Below are 17,553 nucleotides of genomic sequence, written 5' to 3'. Positions count from 1 at the left end.
AGTTGGCGCCGGGTTGGGACTGACGCTCAGCACCTAGAGACAGAATTCGTTGCCCTCCGGGTCCTGCAGAACGGTCCAGGACCATGGGCCCTGGCGTCCTGAGCCGACCTGCGTGGCACCCAAATCGATGAGCCGTTGCAGTTCACCGGTGCGGCGCTGGTCGTCGGCGCCGGGTTCGCGCAGGTCCCAATGGACCCGGTTCTTGACGGACTTGGACTCGGGGACGGCCTGGAAAACGATGCGCGGCTGATCGCCTGCTCCGTCAGCTTGCCCGGGTGGGTTGATGGCGGTACCGCTCGCCCACACCAGCCGGCCACGGTGCGTCGTGGTCTTGGCGTTGCTCGCCTGCCCCTCAGTCACCATGCGGCGGATGAATTCCTCGTCCTGCGGCTCGACCTCCCAGCGAAGGGCCTCGGCCCACCAGTCGGCGAGCTCGTGTGGGCGTGCGCTGTCAACGCAAAGCTGGAGTCCATAGGCGGGCCCCACGGGACCCGAGGGCATGTCGGTGGTCATCAACACAGCTTAAGAGTGAGGCAGGCCAGCGGAACAGGCTCAGGCGACGGACTCTGCGGTGGGTGCGTGTCCGGCGTCGAACACTGATCTCTCAGAAGATTCCCGAGACCGAGCCTTCCAGTTCTGCCAGCCGGCATAGGACCCCTCCAGTTCGGCGACGGTGAAGCCGGCGCGACGCAGGGCCGAGGCGGCTACGGCGTTGCGGATGCCAGTCTGGCAATAGGTCACGATGACTCGTTGGCGAGGGAGCGCGTCCTGACTCCACAGAACCTTGCCGGCATTGAGCTGCCGGGCGCCGGGGATGTGCCCGTCGGCGTACTCGCCCTTGCTGCGCACATCCAGCAGAACTGCGTGGTCAGCGGACTCGAGGTCGGCGGGGGAGAGGAGAAGGGGTGGGCTGCCCGGTAGCCCCTCGATGCTCCGGACGTAGCCCTCCACCCGGTCGATGCCGACGCGGACCAGGTGGTCCCAGAGCCGGTGGGCCTGCTCGCCGCCCTCGGCCAGGAGGATGATCGGGGTCGAGTCCTGCTCGGGGTCGTAGGCCCACGCGCCGTGGCTGGCCACCTTGCCGGGATTGGGCAGGGACAGCGCATCCCGCACTGTCCGGCGGTGGACCGCCTCTACCGGGCGGGTGTCCACAAGCACGAGGGACCCGTTGTCCAGGCCTGCTGCGACCGTGGCGATGTCCCGTTCGGCCAGCGCCTCCCTGGGTCCCATGACTTCTGGCCCCTCGCGGTTCTGGCGCTTCATGCGTCCGAAGTACGCGTGGGCGTCCGGTTGACCATCGAGCAGCTCATGGATGAAGCCGTCCTCGTCCCCGGCCGCCACATGCCTGCCCCACCACGAGTACAGCCGCTCATACCCCACGGAGGTTGACGGCAGCGCACCGAGCGCCTTGCCACACGGCGATCCGGCGCCGTGGCCCGGGAAGACCTGCACGTGGTCAGGGAGCGCGAGGAAGACGTCTCGGAGGGACGCGAAAAGTTGCCGGGCCCCCTCGAAACGGGTGTCCACGCCATCGGCCGCCTCGTCGAGGAGATCGGGGCGGCCGAGATCGCCCGCGAAGACGAAATCTCCGGAGAGGAGATATCCCGGCTCGGAGGTGACGGCGCCATCGGTGACGAGGAACGACAGGTGCTCTGGGGTGTGTCCGGGGGTGTGCAGTGCCTGGAGGGTGATGTTGCCCACGGTGATGGTGTCACGGTCATGTAGACGCTCGGCCTCGAAGCCGTACTGCCAGTCCGGGCCACCCTCCGCCGAGACGCAGAGCGTGGCGTCGGTTGCGCGCGCGAGTTCTCGGGATCCCGAGAGATAGTCGGCATGGATGTGGGTCTCTGTCACTGCGGCGATCCGCATTCCGTTCTGGGCGGCAAGGTCCAGGTACTCCTGGATGTCCCGGCGGGGGTCCACCACGATGGCTTCCCCGGTCTTCTGGCAGCCGATCAGATAACTTGCCTGGGACAGGTCGTGGTCATAGATCCGTTCCAGCAACATGGCAATGCTCCTTGAAGGCGGTGGTGGCCACATTAGTGGACGGTAGAGCTTCGGTGGAGAGTTGGGCGTCGCTGTCCTCCCTCGCCGGGCTGTCCTGTACTTCGGAGACTGGTACGCGGGAACTGGAACGCCCGCCTGGTCACCGGAGACCCTGTCACCGAGATCACCAAGCTCAAGACTGAGGGCGGCGGCATCATGGACGTCGGCGGAGCCACCCTCGCCGCGGCGGCCGTGCGGGCAGGGCTGATCGACGAGTACGCGATCGTCACGCATCCGGTCCTGGTGGGCGGCGGCACACCGTTCTTCCCGACCCTGGATCAGTGGGTGAACCTGATCCTGGTGGAGACCCGGACGTTCCCCGGGGGTGTGCTTCTGACCAGGTACGAGACACCGCGCTGAGTACCCGTCCATCCAGTAGTTGACATAATGTAGATTATCGGCGCTTTAAGAGAACGACTGAATAGGTATCCTTCGCGCCCTAGGCCTACGTCACGGCACGACGCAAGACTGCTCACTACATCGTCCAGAGCTACGGCTCCGCCTGTCAGTCGAGCCGATTGAGCGCCTTCGCCGGCCACCTCAACCCTTGACGTCATCTTGAACATCTGTTTAGTGTCTTGAACATGCGTTCAGGACCTGACGATCAGACCGCCAAGGCGCGGATCAGGGACGCCGCCATCCTGCGATTCGCCCAGGACGGCTTGGATGCTCCACTGCGCTCCATCGCCTCGGACGCCGGCGTCAGCGCGGGGCTGATCATGCACCACTTCGGTTCCCGCGCCGGGCTGCGCAGCGCCTGCGATGAGTTCGTCCAGGCCTCGATCAGGGTCAACAAGGCCGAATTGATGCTGCCCGCCGGTGCTCCCGCGGCGATGTTGGCCCAGTTGGCCCAGTTGGAGGGGTATGCCCCTCTCGTCGGATACATCCTGCGCTGTTTGCAGGCCGGTGGAGAGCTCACGAGCCGGCTCGTCGACGGAATGGTGGCGGATACGGTCGAGTACCTCCGGGACGGTGTGCGTGCTGGCACCGTCTCCCCCAGTCGGGACGAAGCCGCCAGGGCACGTCTCCTCACCGACTTCGCACTCGGGTCTCTGCTGCTGAACCTTCCCGCGGGGAAAGATCCCCTGGACCTTGCCGCATTGCCCGCCTGGTTCGCCGCCTATGTGGACCGCATCCTCTTGCCCACCCTGGAGCTCTTCACCAAGCCACTCCTCACGGATTCCACCCTGTTGGACGCCTACCTTGAGGGACAGGGCTCCGCCCAGAGCACCGAAAGGACCACATCATGACCTCCCAACCAGTTGCGCCAGCGGTCGCCGTCGAAGCGAAGGGCCTGGTCAAGACCTTCGGCATCACGCGTGCCCTCGACGGTTTCGATCTCGAGGTGCCCACCGGCCAGGTCACGGGCTTCCTCGGTCCGAATGGTGCCGGCAAGTCCACCGCGATCCGGATCCTGCTGGGCCTACTCCGACCCGATTCCGGCACGGCCACGGTCCTGGGTCAGGATGCCTGGGCGGATCAGGTCGCGATCCACCGTCGGCTCGCCTATGTTCCCGGTGACGCGAGCCTGTGGCCCAACCTGACCGGCGGTGAGGCCATCGACGTGCTGGCCCGTCTGGGTGGCCAGGAACGCCGTCGGGCGGGCCAGCGCGCGAACAGCTCCCGCCGCGAGGAACTGCTCGAACGCTTCGAGTTGGATCCGACCAAGAAGGCCCGCACGTACTCCAAGGGCAACCGGCAGAAGGTGGCACTTGTGGCCGCTCTCGCCTCCGATGCCGAGCTGTTCGTCTTCGACGAGCCCACGTCCGGGCTGGACCCACTGATGGAGGCCGTCTTCCAGGCCGAGGTTCGCGCCCTTCGGGACGTTGGCAGGACCGTGCTGCTGTCCAGCCACATCCTTGCCGAGGTGGAGAAGCTCTGTGACACGGTCACGATCATCCGTGCGGGAAAAGCCGTGGAAAGCGGCACCCTGAACGACCTGCGTCATCTGACCCGGTCCACGGTGAACGCCACCCTCGACGCCGGCCCGCCCGCTACCGCAGGTTCATCCGGGGTACATGGGCTGGAAAGCCTGGAGGGCATCCACGACCTGGCTGTGGATCAAGGGCGCGTCCGCTTCGACGTCGACCACCACCACCTGACCCGGGTGCTCGGAGTCCTGGCTGCTACAGGGGTCCAGAACCTGACGATCACGCCGCCGTCGCTGGAGGATCTCTTCCTGCGCCATTACGGCAATGAGGACCAGGACCGTGACCGCCAGTCTGTGCAGGACCAGCGGGAGGGATCGCGATGACGGCCCTCGACCGGCGTCGACCTCTGGTGGCGGGCCCCGCCCATGCGGTGCCCAAGGCCGGTTCCCCGTTCACCGGGACCGGGGAGCTGTTGAGGCTCAACCTTCGACTCGACCGGGTCCGTATCCTTCTCTGGACAGTGGCGGTGGGACTCGGCGTCTACGGCTCGGTGTACTCGCTGGACCAGGCCTTCGCCACCGAAGAGGCCATCCAGGCGCGCGGTGCACTGCTGACCAACCCGGCCACCATCATGATGACCGGGCCGGCCTTCGCTGCGGACGACTACACCTTCGGTGCCATGGTGGCCAACGAACTCAGCCTCTATGTGTTCCTCACTGTAGCCATCATGGCTATCCTCCTGGCAGTCCGCCACACCCGCGCGGAGGAGGAATCCGGACGGTTGGAGATGATCCGAGCCCTGCCAGTCGGCCGTTTCGCTCCGGCCACTGCGGCAGTCGCGACCGTGGCCCTGGCCTGCATCCTCGTCGGCGTGGCCACCACCTTCGGGCTGGTATCCATCGGCCATGAGGACCTGGAGCTGAACAGCTCGCTAGCCCTCGGCGCCGGCACCGCCCTGACAGGGTTGGTCTTCGCCGCCCTGGCCATGGTGGCCGCCCAACTGACGGAACACGCCCGCAACGCCACCGGCATGGCCATGGCGGGCGTTGCCGTGGCCTACCTGCTCCGGGGCGTGGGAGACGTGATCGAGAACACCGGCTCCTGGCTGTCCTGGTTCTCCCCCTTCGCCTGGGCCCAACAGACTCGTCTCTTCGTGGACCTGCGATGGTGGCCGCTGGCCGTGTCCCTTGCCGTAACCGTCGTCCTGTTCGCGCTGGCCATCATCTTGTCCCAGCGGCGTGATCTCGGTGCCGGACTGCGTCCGGCACGCCGCGGACCGGCGACGGCGTCCAGTGGCTTGCACTCCCCCGCCGGCCTGGCCGGGCGACTCCAGCGAGGCTCGGCATTGGCATGGGGCGTTGGCGCGTTCTTCTTCGCCATCGCGATGGGCTCTCTGGCCAACTCGCTCGACGGCATGCTGGAGGAGAACCCGGCGCTCGCCGACTGGATCGCCGTGGACGGTACGGACCTGACCGCGGAGTTCGCAGCGGTCATCCTGTCCTTCGTGATGATCGCCCCGCTGATCCTCGGGGTCTCCGGCATCCTGGCCCTGCAGGGTGAGGAGTCCACCGGAAGATCGGAACTGCTGCTCGTCTCCGGTCGAACGCGTACTGGCTATCTGGCAGGGTGGTCGGCCACGGTGGGATTGCAGATGATCGTCCTCACCCTGCTGGGAGGCGTCGGAGTCGGTGTGGGCGTCTGGGCGGGCACCGGAGACCGGCATTGGGTTGGTGAGATGGCCCTCGCCGCCGCGGCCTACCTGCCGGCGTTGCTGGTGGCGTCCACCCTGTCCCTGGCCTTGATCGGATTCCTGCCTCGGTGGACCGTGCTGGCCTGGCTGTTCGTCGTGTGGATCGCACTGGCTCTGTTCCTCGGCGACCTGCTTCAGCTGCCGGACTGGGCCATGGACCTCTCCCCCTTCTCACACACACCGGCTCTACCTGCGCAGGACATCGAGGCGGCCCCGTTGCTGGCGATGATGGCCATCGCCGTGGCACTCACCGCGGTGGGGCTCTGGGGTTACCGCCGCCGAGACCTCCAGTCCCGGTAGCGCTGCTGTTCCTCTCGCCACTGCTGCTCCACCGCTCGACCGTCGATCGACGAAAGCCGCCGGAGCCGGATCATCGTGATCTCCGAGCCCAGTGGTGGCTCTAGGACACGACGTACTCGGCCAGGTGCCGCCCGGTCAGGGTCTCATGCTCGGTTCCGGCCCCACTCACCAGCTCCGCCGGCGTGCCCTCGAAAACGATGCGGCCGCCGTCGTGCCCGGCACCCGGACCCAGATCGACGATCCAGTCGGCGTGGGCCATCACCGCCTGGTGATGCTCGATGACGATCACGGTCTTGCCCGAGTCCACCAGACGGTCCAGCAGGCCGAGGAGGTTCTCGACGTCGGCCAGGTGGAGGCCGGTGGTCGGCTCGTCGAGGATGTAGACTTCGCCCCTCTCCCCCATCTCGTTCGCCAGTTTAAGCCGCTGCCGCTCACCGCCAGAGAGTGTCGTGAGCGGCTGGCCCAGCTTCAGGTATCCCAGCCCGACGTCGGCCAGGCGTGCCAGGATCTTGTGGGCGGCGGGGAGGCGCGCCTCACCTTCGGCGAAGAATTGCTCGGCCTGGGCCACGGACATGCCGAGGACCTCGGCGATGTTCTGCCCGCCGTCGGGGCCGAAACGGCATTCCAGGACCGCGGCCTGATACCGCTGGCCGTCGCAGTCCTGGCAGGTGGAGGCCACCGTGGACATGAATCCCAGCTCGGTGTAGATCACGCCCGCACCCTTGCAGGTGGGGCAGGCGCCCTCGGAGTTGGCGCTGAACAGTGCCGGCTTGACCCCGTTGGCCTTGGCGAAGGCCTTGCGGATCGGCTCCAGCAGGCCGGTGTAGGTGGCCGGATTGGACCGGCGGGACCCCTTGATGGCGGATTGGTCCACCACCACCACGCTCTCGCGGCCGGCCACCGAACCGTGGATCAGCGAGCTCTTGCCGGAGCCGGCCACCCCGGTGACGGCCACCAGCACGCCCGTGGGCAGGTCGACGTCGACGTCCTGCAGGTTGTTGGCGTCCGCCCCACGGACCTGCAGGCGACCGGTGGCGGTCCGCACCGCCTCCTTGAGGCGGGCACGGTCGTCCAGATGCCGTCCGGTGAGGGTGCCCGAGGCACGCAGGCCCTCCAGGTCGCCCTGGAAGGTGACCTGGCCGCCGTCGGTCCCGGCGTGCGGGCCCAGATCCACCACATGGTCGGCGATCCTGATGCTCTCCGGCTTGTGCTCCACCACCAGGACGGTGTTGCCCTTGTCCCGCAGCTCAAGCAGCAACTGGTTCATCTTCTCGATGTCGTGTGGGTGCAGCCCGATCGTGGGCTCGTCGAAGACGTAGGTGACATCGGTCAGCGACGAGCCCAGATGGCGGATCATCTTGGTGCGCTGGGCCTCGCCGCCGGACAGCGTTCCGGCGGGGCGGTCGAGGCTGAGGTAGCCCAGGCCGATGTCCACGAAGGAGTCCAGGGTGTCGGTGAGGTTCGCCAGCAACGGGGCTGCGCCGGGCAGGTCCAGGCCCCGGAGCCACACGGCGAGGTCGGAGATCTGCATCTGACAGAGCTCGGCGATGTTCTTGGCGTTGATCCGCACCGAGCGAGCCTCCTCGGCCAGCCGGGTGCCCTCGCAGTCCGGGCAGGTGGTGAAGGTGACGGCCCGGTCCACGAAGCGGCGGATGTGTGGCTGCATGGCATCCCGGTCCTTCACCAGCATGGACTTCTGGATCTGCGGGATCAGGCCAAGGTAGGTCAGGTTGATGCCCTCGACCTTGATCTTGGTGGCTTCGCGGTACAGCAGGTCGTGCAGCTGCTTCTTGGTGTACTTCTTGATCGGCTCGTCCATGTCGAAATACCCAGATCCCTCGAAGATCCGGCCGTACCAGCCGTCCATGGAGTAGCCGGGAATGGTCAGGGCCCCCTCGCGGAGCGACTTCTCCTCGTCGTAAAGGGCTGTGAGGTCGAAGTCGGTGACCGAGCCCCGCCCCTCGCAGCGGGAGCACATGCCGCCAAGCCGGTTGAAGCTCGCCTTCTCCGCGATGGTCTTGCCCCCACGCTCCACCGTGATGGCCCCGGAAGCGGAGACTGAGGGCACATTGAAGGAGAAGGCGTTGGGCGGGCCGATGTGAGGCTCACCGACGCGGCTGAACAGGATCCGCAGCATCGCGTTGACGTCCGTGGCCGTACCGAGGGTGGACCGCGGATTGGCGCCCATCCGCTCCTGATCCACGATGATCGCGGTGGTCAGCCCCTCGAGGACATCCACCTCCGGTCGGTCCATGCTCGGCATAAAGCCCTGCACGAAGGACGAGTACGTCTCGTTGATGAGCCGCTGCGATTCGGCCGCGATGGTGCCGAAGACCAGGGAGCTCTTACCGGACCCGGACACTCCCGTGAAGACTGTCAGCCGCCGTTTCGGCAAGTCAACGCTGACGTCCTTCAGGTTGTTCTGCCGTGCACCGACCACGCGGATCGTGTCGTGTGAATCGGCCTCGTGAACCGTTGCTGTTCCGGTGGACTGGTCAGTGAACGTGCTCATGCGGACTCCGATGCGGGACGTGAGTGCTGGACGGGACATGCTGTGGGGATGAGGGGCCCGCCACGGTGGGATGCTGATGCGGTGGGATCAGCGGGACTGCTGGACGCGAACCATATTCCCGGATGGATCACGGAAGGCGCAATCACGCAGACCGTAGGGTTGCTCGATGGGCTCTTGGACCACCTCCGCCCCGCCGTCCTGGACTCGCTCGAAGAAGCCGTCCAGATCGTCAGTGGCGAGGTTGATGCCGGCGTAGGTGCCTTTCGCCATCATCTCGGTGATGGCTTGACGCTCTGCCTCGCTGAGGCCCGGATCCACCGCCGGCGGGGTCAGCACGATGGCCGTGTCTGGTTGGCCGGCCGGGCCGACCGTGATCCACCGCATGGTGCCTGAGCCCACGTCGAGGCGCACCTCGAATCCGAGCAGGTCACGGTAGAAGGCCATGGCCTCGCGGCGGGCCAGTGCCTCCACATCGAGTGGCTCGCGGTACTCCCGGTCGATCCGGTCCCGGACCCGCCGGAGTCGCACCAGGTCTTCCACCGGGATCCGTCGGCTGGCCGAGTCTGAGGCTCTCGGCTCCGTAGTGGACGCGGCACTGGACGCGGTGCGGGGGCTCACCGTCACCATTCTGTCAGGTGGTTGCCCCAGCGCGCCGAGATTCACCATGCGTCTACCCGGGTTCCCCCGCAGATCCAACGCGACACTTGGATTTCTGCATGACCGATATGAAAGGCCCGTGGCCGACTCTGGTGACATATGAGGCGTCGATGCCACACTGTGGGCCATGGCGACCATCCCCCAGCAGGACGGACCGGACAACGAGACGGTCGAGCACTACCGCGCGGCGTCGACGGCCTTTCTGGTGGTCTGCCGCGGCATCACTGACTGGGAGGCGCCCGGACTGGGCGTGTGGACGGTTCGGTCCCTGGCTGGCCACACCAATCGCTCCCACACCAATGTGACCCGCTACCTGGAGGCCGGACCGGATCCCGGTGCCGTCCCGGTGGACGGACCCGTTGGATACTTCGCCGCGTTCTGGGAACCTCAGCCGGGCCGGACCATCAGTGACGACGAGGAGGTCGCCGATCGAGGCCGGCAGGCAGGCGAGGCACTCGGCCGGGAACCGTTATCCGTCATCGAACGAGACCGCACGGAGGTGCTGGCCCTCCTCGAATCCACGGGACTGGACGCTGAGCTGCGCACGCCGGCGGGCACCATGACCCTGGCCGGCTACTTGGCCACGCGGATCTTCGAGCTGACAGTGCACACCATGGATATGGCGCGGGCCACCGGGCAGGCGATGCCCACCGCCTTGGCTCCCGTGGTGCCGAGAGTCGTGCGGTTGGCCGCCGATCTCGCGGTTGCCCGAGGCGCAGGCGTGGTGGTTGCGGAGGCCCTGACGGGCCGAGGTCCGCTCTCGGACGGATTCACCGTGCTCTGACCGGCGCTCCTTGGCGCTGCCGGGCAACGGCTCAGGCGGGGTCGTCCGTGTTGAGGCTGAAGATGATGCCGCCGCCACCCGGCCAGGTGGCCCACAGTCGGCGGGACTCGGCGAGGTGCTCGGAGCCGGCCGTCTCCGGGTCGGCGACCACCCGGTGGACCTGGACCCGACCCGCCTGGTCGGCCAGCGGACCCAGGACGGTCACGCTCACCTCGTCGGCCTCGTGGCCGATGTACTGGCCATCTTCCTCGTAGAGGTGCACCTCAGCCTGCTGCTGTAGTCCGTCGAGTGCCCGCTGGAAGCAGGCGGTGGCCACCGGGTCCGCCATGGCGTCGTAGACCCACCGTTGTCCGAGCACGGAATGGTCCACGGTGCCGATCAGGTAGGGCTCCGCGCCCTCGAGCGGGGCGCCGCGGTAGGACATGGGCACGTGCAGGACCTGATCGCTGCCGTCCCGGTGGACCAGATGTCCCTCGACTCCCACCTCACCGTCCGGATCGTCATAGCGGTAGGCGCCGACCCTGACCAGCTCGCCCTCACCGGACCACGGTTGCTGGGCCAGCCAGGACTCCAGGAGCTCCTGCTTCGAGGGCACCAGGGTTGCTTGGTAGACGGTAGCCATGGGCCCCAGTGTACGGGGAAGCCGGGAGGGGCCGCAGGCCGTCAGAGGGCCGCGGCCACCCGCGTCGCCTGCTCGATGGCCCGCTTGGCGTCCAGCTCGGCGGCCACATCGGCTCCGCCGAGGAGTACGACGTCGGCCCCGGCGGCCTCCAGCGTTCCGTGCAGCTCGCGCTGGGACACCTGTCCGGCGCACACCACGACATCGTCCACCGCGAGAACGCGGCGGGTACCGTCGATGTCCAGGTGGAGGCCGTCGTCGTCGATCCTGACGTAGCTGGCACCAGTGATGAAGTCGACACCGCGGGCCTTCAGAGCGGCGCGGTGGACCCAGCCCGTGGTCTTGCCGAGGCCCGCCCCCGGCTTGGTGGTCTTGCGCTGGATGAGGTGGACGGTCCGGGCCGGTTCCGCCAGCTTGGCCGATGCCAGGCCACCGCGTCCGGAGAACTCTGGGTCCACACCCCATTGCCGCTGCCAGTCCTCGAGCGGTTGGGCGCCGACCAGGGCTCGGGGCTCCGGCCGGTCCCGTTGATCTCCACCGTCGCGGTCTAGCCGATCTTCCCGGTCTGCCGGATCTTCCCGGCCCTCACGGTGCGGCTCGGTGAGCAGTTCGGACACGTCGAAGCCGATGCCGCCGGCGCCGATGACCGCCACGCGCGGACCGCACTGCACCCTGCCGTCCACCACATCCGGATAGGCATGGACATTGGGCCGGTCCATCCCGGGGAGGTCCACGGTGCGTGGCACCACACCGGTGGCCAGCAGAATGCGGTCATATCCGCCATCGAGCAGCTCGGTGGCGGTGACGCGGTGGGCCAGGCGCAGGTTCACCCCGGTTGCCACCAGCTCGTGTTCGTAGTAACGCAGGGTCTCGGCGAACTCCTCCTTGCCGGGGATCTGCCGAGCGAGACGGAACTGTCCGCCAATGGTGTCCGAGGCTTCGAACAGGTCCACCTCGTGACCCCGGGCGGAAGCCTGGGTGGAAGCGGCCAGCCCGGCCGGTCCGGCGCCGACGACGGCCACGCGCAAGACCGATGTCCGGGCGCGGAGGGCGGTTGTGGGGGCCGATCCACGGTGCGGTGCAGGGGTCGAGCGACCTGTGGCCACCGGGATCAGCGGCAGAAGCGCCCGTTCCGGCAGCGGCGGGAACGCGGGATCGGTCTCCCGGCCGGCGCGCGGATTGACCAGGCAGGAGGCGGGCTTGTTCTGGAACGTGTGGTCCAGGCACGCCTGGTTGCAGCCAATGCAGGAGTTGATCCGTTCCGGCATCCCGGCATCCGCTTTCATCACCCAGTCCGGATCAGCGAGGAACGGCCGGGCCATGGTGACGAGGTCGGCCCGGCCCTCGGCCAGGATCTGCTCCGCTGTGTGGGGCATGTTGATGCGGTTCGAAGCGGCCACGGGAACCGAGACCGCCTCCCGGATGCGGCCCGTGAAGTCCGCGAACGCGGCACGGGGCACCGACGTGACGATGGTGGGCACCCGCGCCTCATGCCAGCCGATCCCGGTATTGAGCAGGCTCACGCCTGCCCCCTCGAGCTCCCGCGCCAGGTCCAGCGTCTCCTCGAGAGTCTGCCCGTCCGGGACCAGATCGACCATGGACATCCGGAACGTGATGACGAAGTCCTCTCCGGCGGCCTCGCGGATGCGGCGGACGACCTCCGTGGCGAAGCGGCGGCGCCCCGCTGCCGAGCCACCCCATGCATCGGTGCGTGAGTTGGTCCGGGGTGAGAGGAACTGGTTGATCAGGTATCCCTCGGAGCCCATGATCTCCACACCGTCATAACCGGCCTGGCGGGCGTACCCGGCAGACCGGACGAAGGCCTCGACGGTGCGCTCCACGGCCATGGTGGAGAGGGCTCGCGGCGTGAACGGGGTGATGGGGGACGGAGATGTCCCGGGGGCAGCCGAGAAGGGGTGGTAGGCATAACGGCCGGCATGCAGGATTTGGAGGACGATCCGCCCGCCCTCGGCATGCACCCCGTCGGTGATGACGCGATGGGTGGTGGCATCCCGCCTCGAGCGCATGGTCCCGGCGAAGGGCGTGAGGCGTCCCGTGAGGTTGGGCGCGTAGCCGCCGGTGACGATCAGTCCCACTCCCCCGCGGGCCCGCTCGGCGTAGAACGCGGCCAGCTTGGTCGCATCGGCACGCCGGTCCTCGAGGCCCAAGTGCATGGAGCCCATGATGATCCGGTTCGGCAGGGTTCCCCCGAGAACCTCGAGGGGGCGGAACAGGTGCGGGTACGGCGAGGACGGACTGGCCGGGGCGGCCTCGGCGGAGAGGGTCATGCTCCTATACTACTCGTCAGTAACTTTCCTGGCGAGGTGCCGGTCCCACCACCGGAGGATGTGGTCGAAACGCACCCGCCGGTGCCAGGGCGTTCCGGACCGGGACAGCTCGTGGTCCTCCCCCGGGAAGATCAGGAGTTCCGCCTCCACTCCCTGGGCCCAGAGGGCCTGGTAGTAGCGCTGCGCATGCTCGATGGGGCAGCGCAGGTCCTCTTCAGAGTGGATGACCAGGGTGGGCGTGCGGACCCGGTCCACGTGGTGCAGCGGACTCTGCTGCCGCAGGCGTTCGGGATCCGAGCCCATGTACTGCTCGCTGAAGAACCAGCCGATGTCGCTGGAACCCAGTGCCGAGACGGGGTCCAGGTAGCCGCGTTCCACGATGGCCGCGGTGAACCGATGGTCATGGGCGGTGATCCACGCGGTCATGTAGCCGCCATAGGATCCGCCCTGGATGCCGATCCGGCCGGCGTCCAGCTGCCCGCTGCCCTCAGGCCCGAACTCTTCGAGTGCCCCGTCCAGGAAGGCGATGATGTCCTGGTGGTCGACCGTTCCCATGCGCCCCTGGATCGAGGCTCCGTGGGCGGCTCCGTAACCGTCGGATCCACGCGGATTGCACATCACCACGGCAAAACCCGCGGCCACGAGCACCTGGGTCTCGTCGAACCAGGACCAGGTGTACTGGGCGTACGGCCCGCCGTGGATGGTGAGGATGACGGGGTGCGGCCCGGGGCCCTCGGGTAGGAACACCCATCCGTGGACGGCAGGCTGGTCCTGGTCCTGGTCCTGGTCCTGGTCCTGGTCCTGGTCCTGGTCCTGGTCCTGGTCCTGGTCCTGGTCCTGGTCCTGACCTTGGTCCGTGCCCTGGAGCTGCTCCATCACCTGCTCCGGATCCGGGGCCCGGCCCGGTCGAAGACGGCCCGGACCGCCGTACTCGCGCTCCTGCCCGGCAGCCGGTGGGAGGTCCGCACGCCAGGCGGCATTCGGGTCGGAGAGCTCCAGGAGGCCGCTGCCCCGGCGCTGGATGCCCACCGTGCCCGGAGAGGCCGCACTCGTGGAGGAGACGGCGAGCGTGCCGCCCGCCTCGCAGGCCCCGGTCACCTCACCTTGCCGGTCCACGATCACCTCGGAGTGGCCCTGGTGGGACACCCCCACCAGGATGGTCCTGCCGCGGCTCACCCCCAAGGCCAGCACCTGGTCCTGTCCGGACGGCCGCAGGGGGCCGTCAAAGCCCATGGCCTCGGGGTCCGTCAACGACCGCGGTTGCAGGCCAGTCGCAGGGCGCTTCCATCCGGTGACGGCCTCCCGTACGGCGCTGGCCGCCGGAAGGGCATATACGGCACCATTGGACGCCACGAACTCCAGGCCGGACTCCCCCAAGTCCTGGCCCAGCAGGTAGAGCCACTCCCCGTCCCGGGAAACGCACGGGGACCCGAACCCGACGCTCATCTCGGTGCCGCCGGCCACGAGGCGCACTGGGCCGGCGTCGGGGTCTGCCGCAGGCCCGGAACCCGCCGGCCGTGGTTGTTCGGCAGGACCGCGGCGCGCCGCCACCACGGCGACGGCGGTGCGCAGACTCTGTCCGAACCCCGTCTCCGGAGTGGTGGCGAAGAAGACATGGCGACTGTCCGCAGCATAGACAGGATCAGAGGCAGCCCGCTCTCCCCCGGTCAGCGGACGCGCCGCGGGCAACGCCGGGGCACCGGCCTGCGCGTCCTCAGGTTCCGCCATCCGGCCCTGGGCCGGGAAGACCGGTTCGCCATGCGGATCCGGCACCTCGATCTCGAACAGACGGGGACGCTTGTCCGCCGTGTATCCCTCCCCGTTCAGCCGGTGATCCGGGCCCGTCATCAGACGCGGATCCTCCTGCCGTGGCCCGACGCCGGCAACGGTCCCATAGCGGCCCGGTTCCGGTTCGGCAGACGAGAACGTGATCCAGCGGGAGTCCGGAGACCAGGCGAACCCCGTGACTCCCAGCCGACGATCGGTGACGATCCGGCCCTCGCCGCCGTCCAGCGGGATCAGGGCCAATTGTGGAGCGGACGCTGTCCCGGAGTCAGCACCCGGCGCCGGAGAACGCAGGAACGCCACAGTGGTGCCGTCCGGGGACAACTGCGCCCCGGAGTCCCGGTAACCCCGGGTGAGGCGCCGCGGCGGCGCGGAACCGTCCGTGGGCATGACCCACAACTGTCCGGTGTAGCCGTCTGTCCTGAAGTCCGGGCGGGACGCGCCGACCACCAGCCGGCCGCCGTCCGGAGTCAGGGTCGGCGCATCCACGGTGGTGAGGAGATCCAGTTGATCAGGTCGCATGTCCATAACCTACGTTGTCCCCTGCCCGTTCAGCAGGCAGGATGGGGGGAGAAGGTTAATCGAGGAGGCCGCAGTGATCGAATGGGTGGGTGACAACCTGTGGGTGCTGTGGCTGAGCCTGGCCGTGGTGTTCGCCGTCGTCGAGACCATGGTCCTGGACCTGGTCTTCCTCATGCTGGCGGCGGGTTCCGCCGCCGCGCTGGCCACCGCCCTCGTGGGCGGGGAGGCCTGGCTGCAGATCGTGATGTTCGCCGGGGTCTCGCTGCTGATGCTGGCTGCCGTCCGGCCCACGGCGCTGAGGCAACTGAGAAAGGGCTCAGCGGACCAACTGACGAACGTGGACTCGATGCCCGGCCGCACTGTGGTGGTCCTGGAGGACACTGGGTCCACCGCCGGCCTGGCGAAGATCGACGGGGAGACCTGGACGGCCCGCTCGGCCACCGGCGTGACCATCCCCGCCGGCAACGAAGCGGAGATCGACGAGGTGGACGGTGCCACGCTGATCATCCACCCGAAAGCCGCCATTGACTGGGATTCCGGCACCGCCGGGCTTCCTGAGGGAACCTGAAGCCGCGACCGCCGCGGCACAACGTCTGCACCACCAGCAGACTCACAACGTGGCCCGAACGGGGCCGCAGGAGGGAGCACCGGCGTGGAAGTCCTCATCGTGCTCATAGTCGTCGCGGTCCTCGTGGCCATCATCCTGATCCGAGCGGTGCGCATCGTGCCCCAGGCGCGGACCGGCATCGTGGAACGCCTGGGCAAGTACCAAGCAACCAAGGGCGCCGGCCTGACGCTGATGATCCCCTTCATCGACCGCATGCGTCCGCTCATCGACATGCGTGAACAGGTGGTGTCCTTCCCACCACAACCGGTGATCACGGAGGACAACCTCGTGGTGTCCATCGATACCGTGGTGTATTTCCAGGTCAACGACGCCAAGGCCGCCACCTACGAGATCAACAACTACATCCACGCAGTGGAACAGCTGACCACCACCACGTTGCGCAACGTGGTGGGCGGCATGAACCTGGAACAGGCCCTCACCAGCCGCGACTCGATCAACAACCAACTGCGCGGGGTGCTGGACGAGGCCACCGGCAAGTGGGGCCTACGTGTCTCCCGCGTGGAACTGAAGGCGATTGATCCGCCCCTGTCCATCCAGGACTCCATGGAGAAGCAGATGCGCGCCGAGCGTGACCGCCGTGCCGCCATCCTGACTGCGGAGGGCACCAAGCAGGCCGAGATCCTCACCGCCGAGGGCCAGCGCCAGTCCGCCATCCTCGAGGCGGAGGGTGACGCCCAGTCCCGCATCCTGCGGGCCAACGCGGAGGCTGAGGCGATCCACGTGGTCTTCGAGGCCATCCATGAAGGCCGTCCGGACCCGGATCTGCTGGCCTACAAGTATCTGGAGACCCTGCCGAAGATCGCCGAGGGCGACGCCAACACGATGTGGGTCATCCCGGCCGAACTCACCGATGCCCTCGGCCGCCTGGGAGACGCCTTCGGCGGTTCCGGCGGCGGCGCGGCGGTCACCGATCTGCAGTCTCCGTCCCGGAGCTCCGGTTCCGGAACCGACGACGGCTCGGACGAGGTGGGCGACGCCGATCGTCCGGGTGAGGTGACCGCCGGTGCCCGGCGCCGGCGCCGGGAACCCCGTCCGACCACGGCCGCGGAACTGAACGAGTCGAGCCAGAGTGTGGCCAAGATCGTCGACACCCCGTTGGAGGAGGCGCTGGCGCCGCCCGCCATCCTGGAGGATGAGCACTCGGAGACGGCGGAACGTGCGCTCCGGGCGAAGTCCGTCCCTGCTGATCTTCCCTCCCGGCCGGCACAGGCCCCGGCTCAGGGCGTCGGATCGGATCCGGAGCAGGCACCGGAACCGGGCCAGGGCGGCCAGCCGGCCTGAGCCTCTGGCCATCATGGTGCGCGCCCAGGGGGCGGGAACAAAACCCGCCGCCGGGGCGTTGGCCCGGAGAGCACCCCCACACCCACTAGACTGGGTGGTCGACGTTGTACCGCCCCGCCGACGGGGCCGGAAGGAGATCGAATGAGCGACCGTAGCCTGCGCGGCATGCGCCTTGGTGCCCAGTCCATGGAGTCCGAGGCCGGAGTCGAGCCCGCACCGCGCCAGCGGGTCGAGTACCGCTGTGAGGACGGGGAGAAGGTTCTCGTGACCTTCGCCACCGATGCGGATATCCCCCCGACCTGGACTTCCAAGACCGGCAAGGTGGCCTTCCTGGTCAACGGTGACAAGCCGGACGAGTCCGATGCCAAGCCCGTGCGCACCCACTGGGACATGCTGCTCGAACGTCGCAGCATCGAGGAGCTGGAAGACACCCTCAAGGGACAGTTGGACAAGCTGCGCGAACGCCGCGGCGAGAAGGTCTCCTGACCTTCCCGCCACTCGTGTGAACGC

Annotated in this window: 14 protein-coding genes and 1 pseudogene; 8 read left to right on the top strand and 7 right to left on the bottom strand. The window is 68.0% G+C overall.

Annotated features, from left to right (window positions below):
• Positions 1-33: 33 nt before the first annotated feature.
• Both ABD134_RS04685 and ABD134_RS04680 read right to left on the bottom strand, forming a co-directional pair.
• A complete protein-coding gene (locus ABD134_RS04685; protein WP_344227116.1) occupies positions 34-513 on the bottom strand; it encodes a VOC family protein in 480 nt (159 codons plus the stop codon).
• 39 nt (positions 514-552) lie between these two features.
• Complete coding sequence (locus ABD134_RS04680; protein WP_344227115.1) at positions 553-2,007, bottom strand: MBL fold metallo-hydrolase; 1,455 nt, start codon at positions 2,005-2,007, stop codon at positions 553-555.
• Positions 2,008-2,127: 120 nt separating this feature from the next.
• Between ABD134_RS04680 and ABD134_RS04675 the strand changes: the two are divergent.
• The 4 genes and pseudogenes from ABD134_RS04675 to ABD134_RS04660 all read left to right on the top strand — a co-directional run.
• Positions 2,128-2,406 (top strand): annotated as a pseudogene (locus tag ABD134_RS04675) (dihydrofolate reductase family protein); the annotation flags it as partial.
• Between the two features lie 224 nt (positions 2,407-2,630).
• The gene (locus ABD134_RS04670) at positions 2,631-3,296 is read left to right on the top strand and encodes a TetR/AcrR family transcriptional regulator (protein ID WP_344227113.1); all 666 of its coding nucleotides are present in this window, start codon (positions 2,631-2,633) and stop codon (positions 3,294-3,296) included.
• Positions 3,293-4,300, top strand: a complete 1,008-nt coding sequence (locus ABD134_RS04665; protein WP_344227111.1) for an ABC transporter ATP-binding protein — start codon at positions 3,293-3,295, stop codon at positions 4,298-4,300. The genes ABD134_RS04670 and ABD134_RS04665 overlap by 4 nt, the downstream gene beginning before the upstream one ends.
• Positions 4,297-5,967 carry an ABC transporter permease gene (locus tag ABD134_RS04660; protein ID WP_344227109.1) on the top strand — a complete coding sequence of 557 codons (1,671 nt, stop codon included), beginning with the start codon at positions 4,297-4,299 and terminating at the stop codon, positions 5,965-5,967. The genes ABD134_RS04665 and ABD134_RS04660 overlap by 4 nt, the downstream gene beginning before the upstream one ends.
• A 100-nt stretch (positions 5,968-6,067) precedes the next feature.
• Here the strand turns inward: ABD134_RS04660 and ABD134_RS04655 are convergent, their stop codons facing one another.
• Together ABD134_RS04655 and ABD134_RS04650 are read right to left on the bottom strand one after the other, a co-directional pair.
• Positions 6,068-8,479: an ATP-binding cassette domain-containing protein gene (locus tag ABD134_RS04655; RefSeq protein ID WP_344227108.1), complete on the bottom strand. Its 2,412-nt coding sequence runs from the start codon at positions 8,477-8,479 to the stop codon at positions 6,068-6,070.
• A gap of 87 nt (positions 8,480-8,566) precedes the next feature.
• Positions 8,567-9,106 carry a VOC family protein gene (locus ABD134_RS04650; RefSeq protein ID WP_378108348.1) on the bottom strand — a complete coding sequence of 180 codons (540 nt, stop codon included), beginning with the start codon at positions 9,104-9,106 and terminating at the stop codon, positions 8,567-8,569.
• 157 nt (positions 9,107-9,263) lie between these two features.
• Between ABD134_RS04650 and ABD134_RS04645 the strand changes: the two genes are divergently transcribed.
• Positions 9,264-9,920 (top strand): maleylpyruvate isomerase N-terminal domain-containing protein, encoded by a 657-nt coding sequence (locus ABD134_RS04645; RefSeq protein WP_344227107.1) that lies wholly within the window; start codon positions 9,264-9,266, stop codon positions 9,918-9,920.
• 31 nt (positions 9,921-9,951) lie between these two features.
• Here ABD134_RS04645 and ABD134_RS04640 read toward each other — a convergent pair whose 3' ends face one another.
• From ABD134_RS04640 to ABD134_RS04630, 3 genes are read right to left on the bottom strand one after another with little or no spacing between them, the layout of a single operon-like run.
• The gene (locus ABD134_RS04640) at positions 9,952-10,542 is read right to left on the bottom strand and encodes a CG0192-related protein (protein ID WP_344227105.1); all 591 of its coding nucleotides are present in this window, start codon (positions 10,540-10,542) and stop codon (positions 9,952-9,954) included.
• 41 nt (positions 10,543-10,583) lie between these two features.
• On the bottom strand, positions 10,584-12,827 hold the full coding sequence (locus ABD134_RS04635) for an oxidoreductase (protein WP_344227103.1): 2,244 nt from the start codon (positions 12,825-12,827) through the stop codon (positions 10,584-10,586).
• Positions 12,828-12,836: 9 nt separating this feature from the next.
• A complete protein-coding gene (locus tag ABD134_RS04630; protein ID WP_344227101.1) occupies positions 12,837-15,134 on the bottom strand; it encodes a prolyl oligopeptidase family serine peptidase in 2,298 nt (765 codons plus the stop codon).
• 73 nt (positions 15,135-15,207) lie between these two features.
• Here ABD134_RS04630 and ABD134_RS04625 point away from each other — a divergent pair, with 73 nt between their 5' ends.
• From ABD134_RS04625 to ABD134_RS04615, 3 genes are all read left to right on the top strand, one after another.
• Complete coding sequence (locus ABD134_RS04625) at positions 15,208-15,702, top strand: NfeD family protein (protein ID WP_344227099.1); 495 nt, start codon at positions 15,208-15,210, stop codon at positions 15,700-15,702.
• Between the two features lie 84 nt (positions 15,703-15,786).
• Positions 15,787-17,043, top strand: coding sequence for an SPFH domain-containing protein (locus ABD134_RS04620; RefSeq protein WP_344227097.1), 1,257 nt, complete (start codon positions 15,787-15,789; stop codon positions 17,041-17,043).
• Positions 17,044-17,184: 141 nt separating this feature from the next.
• Complete coding sequence (locus tag ABD134_RS04615; RefSeq protein ID WP_344227095.1) at positions 17,185-17,529, top strand: RNA polymerase-binding protein RbpA; 345 nt, start codon at positions 17,185-17,187, stop codon at positions 17,527-17,529.
• Positions 17,530-17,553: the final 24 nt, after the last annotated feature.

It is taken from the genome of Citricoccus alkalitolerans, assembly GCF_039528175.1.
In the GTDB taxonomy this organism is placed as follows: domain Bacteria; phylum Actinomycetota; class Actinomycetes; order Actinomycetales; family Micrococcaceae; genus Citricoccus; species Citricoccus alkalitolerans.
The sequence above is the reverse complement of the archived record's forward strand: the minus strand, read 5'-3'. Positions and strand labels throughout refer to the sequence as shown.

What these genes read in the sequence shown, in the direction of transcription:
- ABD134_RS04670 (WP_344227113.1), top strand. Translation starts at nt 2,631, where the DNA reads ATGCGTTCAGGACCTGACGATCAGACCGCCAAGGCGCGGATCAGGGAC.
- ABD134_RS04650 (WP_378108348.1), bottom strand. Translation starts at nt 9,106, where the DNA reads ATGGTGACGGTGAGCCCCCGCACCGCGTCCAGTGCCGCGTCCACTACG.
- ABD134_RS04680 (WP_344227115.1), bottom strand. Translation starts at nt 2,007, where the DNA reads ATGTTGCTGGAACGGATCTATGACCACGACCTGTCCCAGGCAAGTTAT.
- ABD134_RS04660 (WP_344227109.1), top strand. Translation starts at nt 4,297, where the DNA reads ATGACGGCCCTCGACCGGCGTCGACCTCTGGTGGCGGGCCCCGCCCAT.
- ABD134_RS04665 (WP_344227111.1), top strand. Translation starts at nt 3,293, where the DNA reads ATGACCTCCCAACCAGTTGCGCCAGCGGTCGCCGTCGAAGCGAAGGGC.
- ABD134_RS04655 (WP_344227108.1), bottom strand. Translation starts at nt 8,479, where the DNA reads ATGAGCACGTTCACTGACCAGTCCACCGGAACAGCAACGGTTCACGAG.
- ABD134_RS04640 (WP_344227105.1), bottom strand. Translation starts at nt 10,542, where the DNA reads ATGGCTACCGTCTACCAAGCAACCCTGGTGCCCTCGAAGCAGGAGCTC.
- ABD134_RS04635 (WP_344227103.1), bottom strand. Translation starts at nt 12,827, where the DNA reads ATGACCCTCTCCGCCGAGGCCGCCCCGGCCAGTCCGTCCTCGCCGTAC.
- ABD134_RS04685 (WP_344227116.1), bottom strand. Translation starts at nt 513, where the DNA reads ATGACCACCGACATGCCCTCGGGTCCCGTGGGGCCCGCCTATGGACTC.
- ABD134_RS04615 (WP_344227095.1), top strand. Translation starts at nt 17,185, where the DNA reads ATGAGCGACCGTAGCCTGCGCGGCATGCGCCTTGGTGCCCAGTCCATG.
- ABD134_RS04645 (WP_344227107.1), top strand. Translation starts at nt 9,264, where the DNA reads ATGGCGACCATCCCCCAGCAGGACGGACCGGACAACGAGACGGTCGAG.
- ABD134_RS04630 (WP_344227101.1), bottom strand. Translation starts at nt 15,134, where the DNA reads ATGCGACCTGATCAACTGGATCTCCTCACCACCGTGGATGCGCCGACC.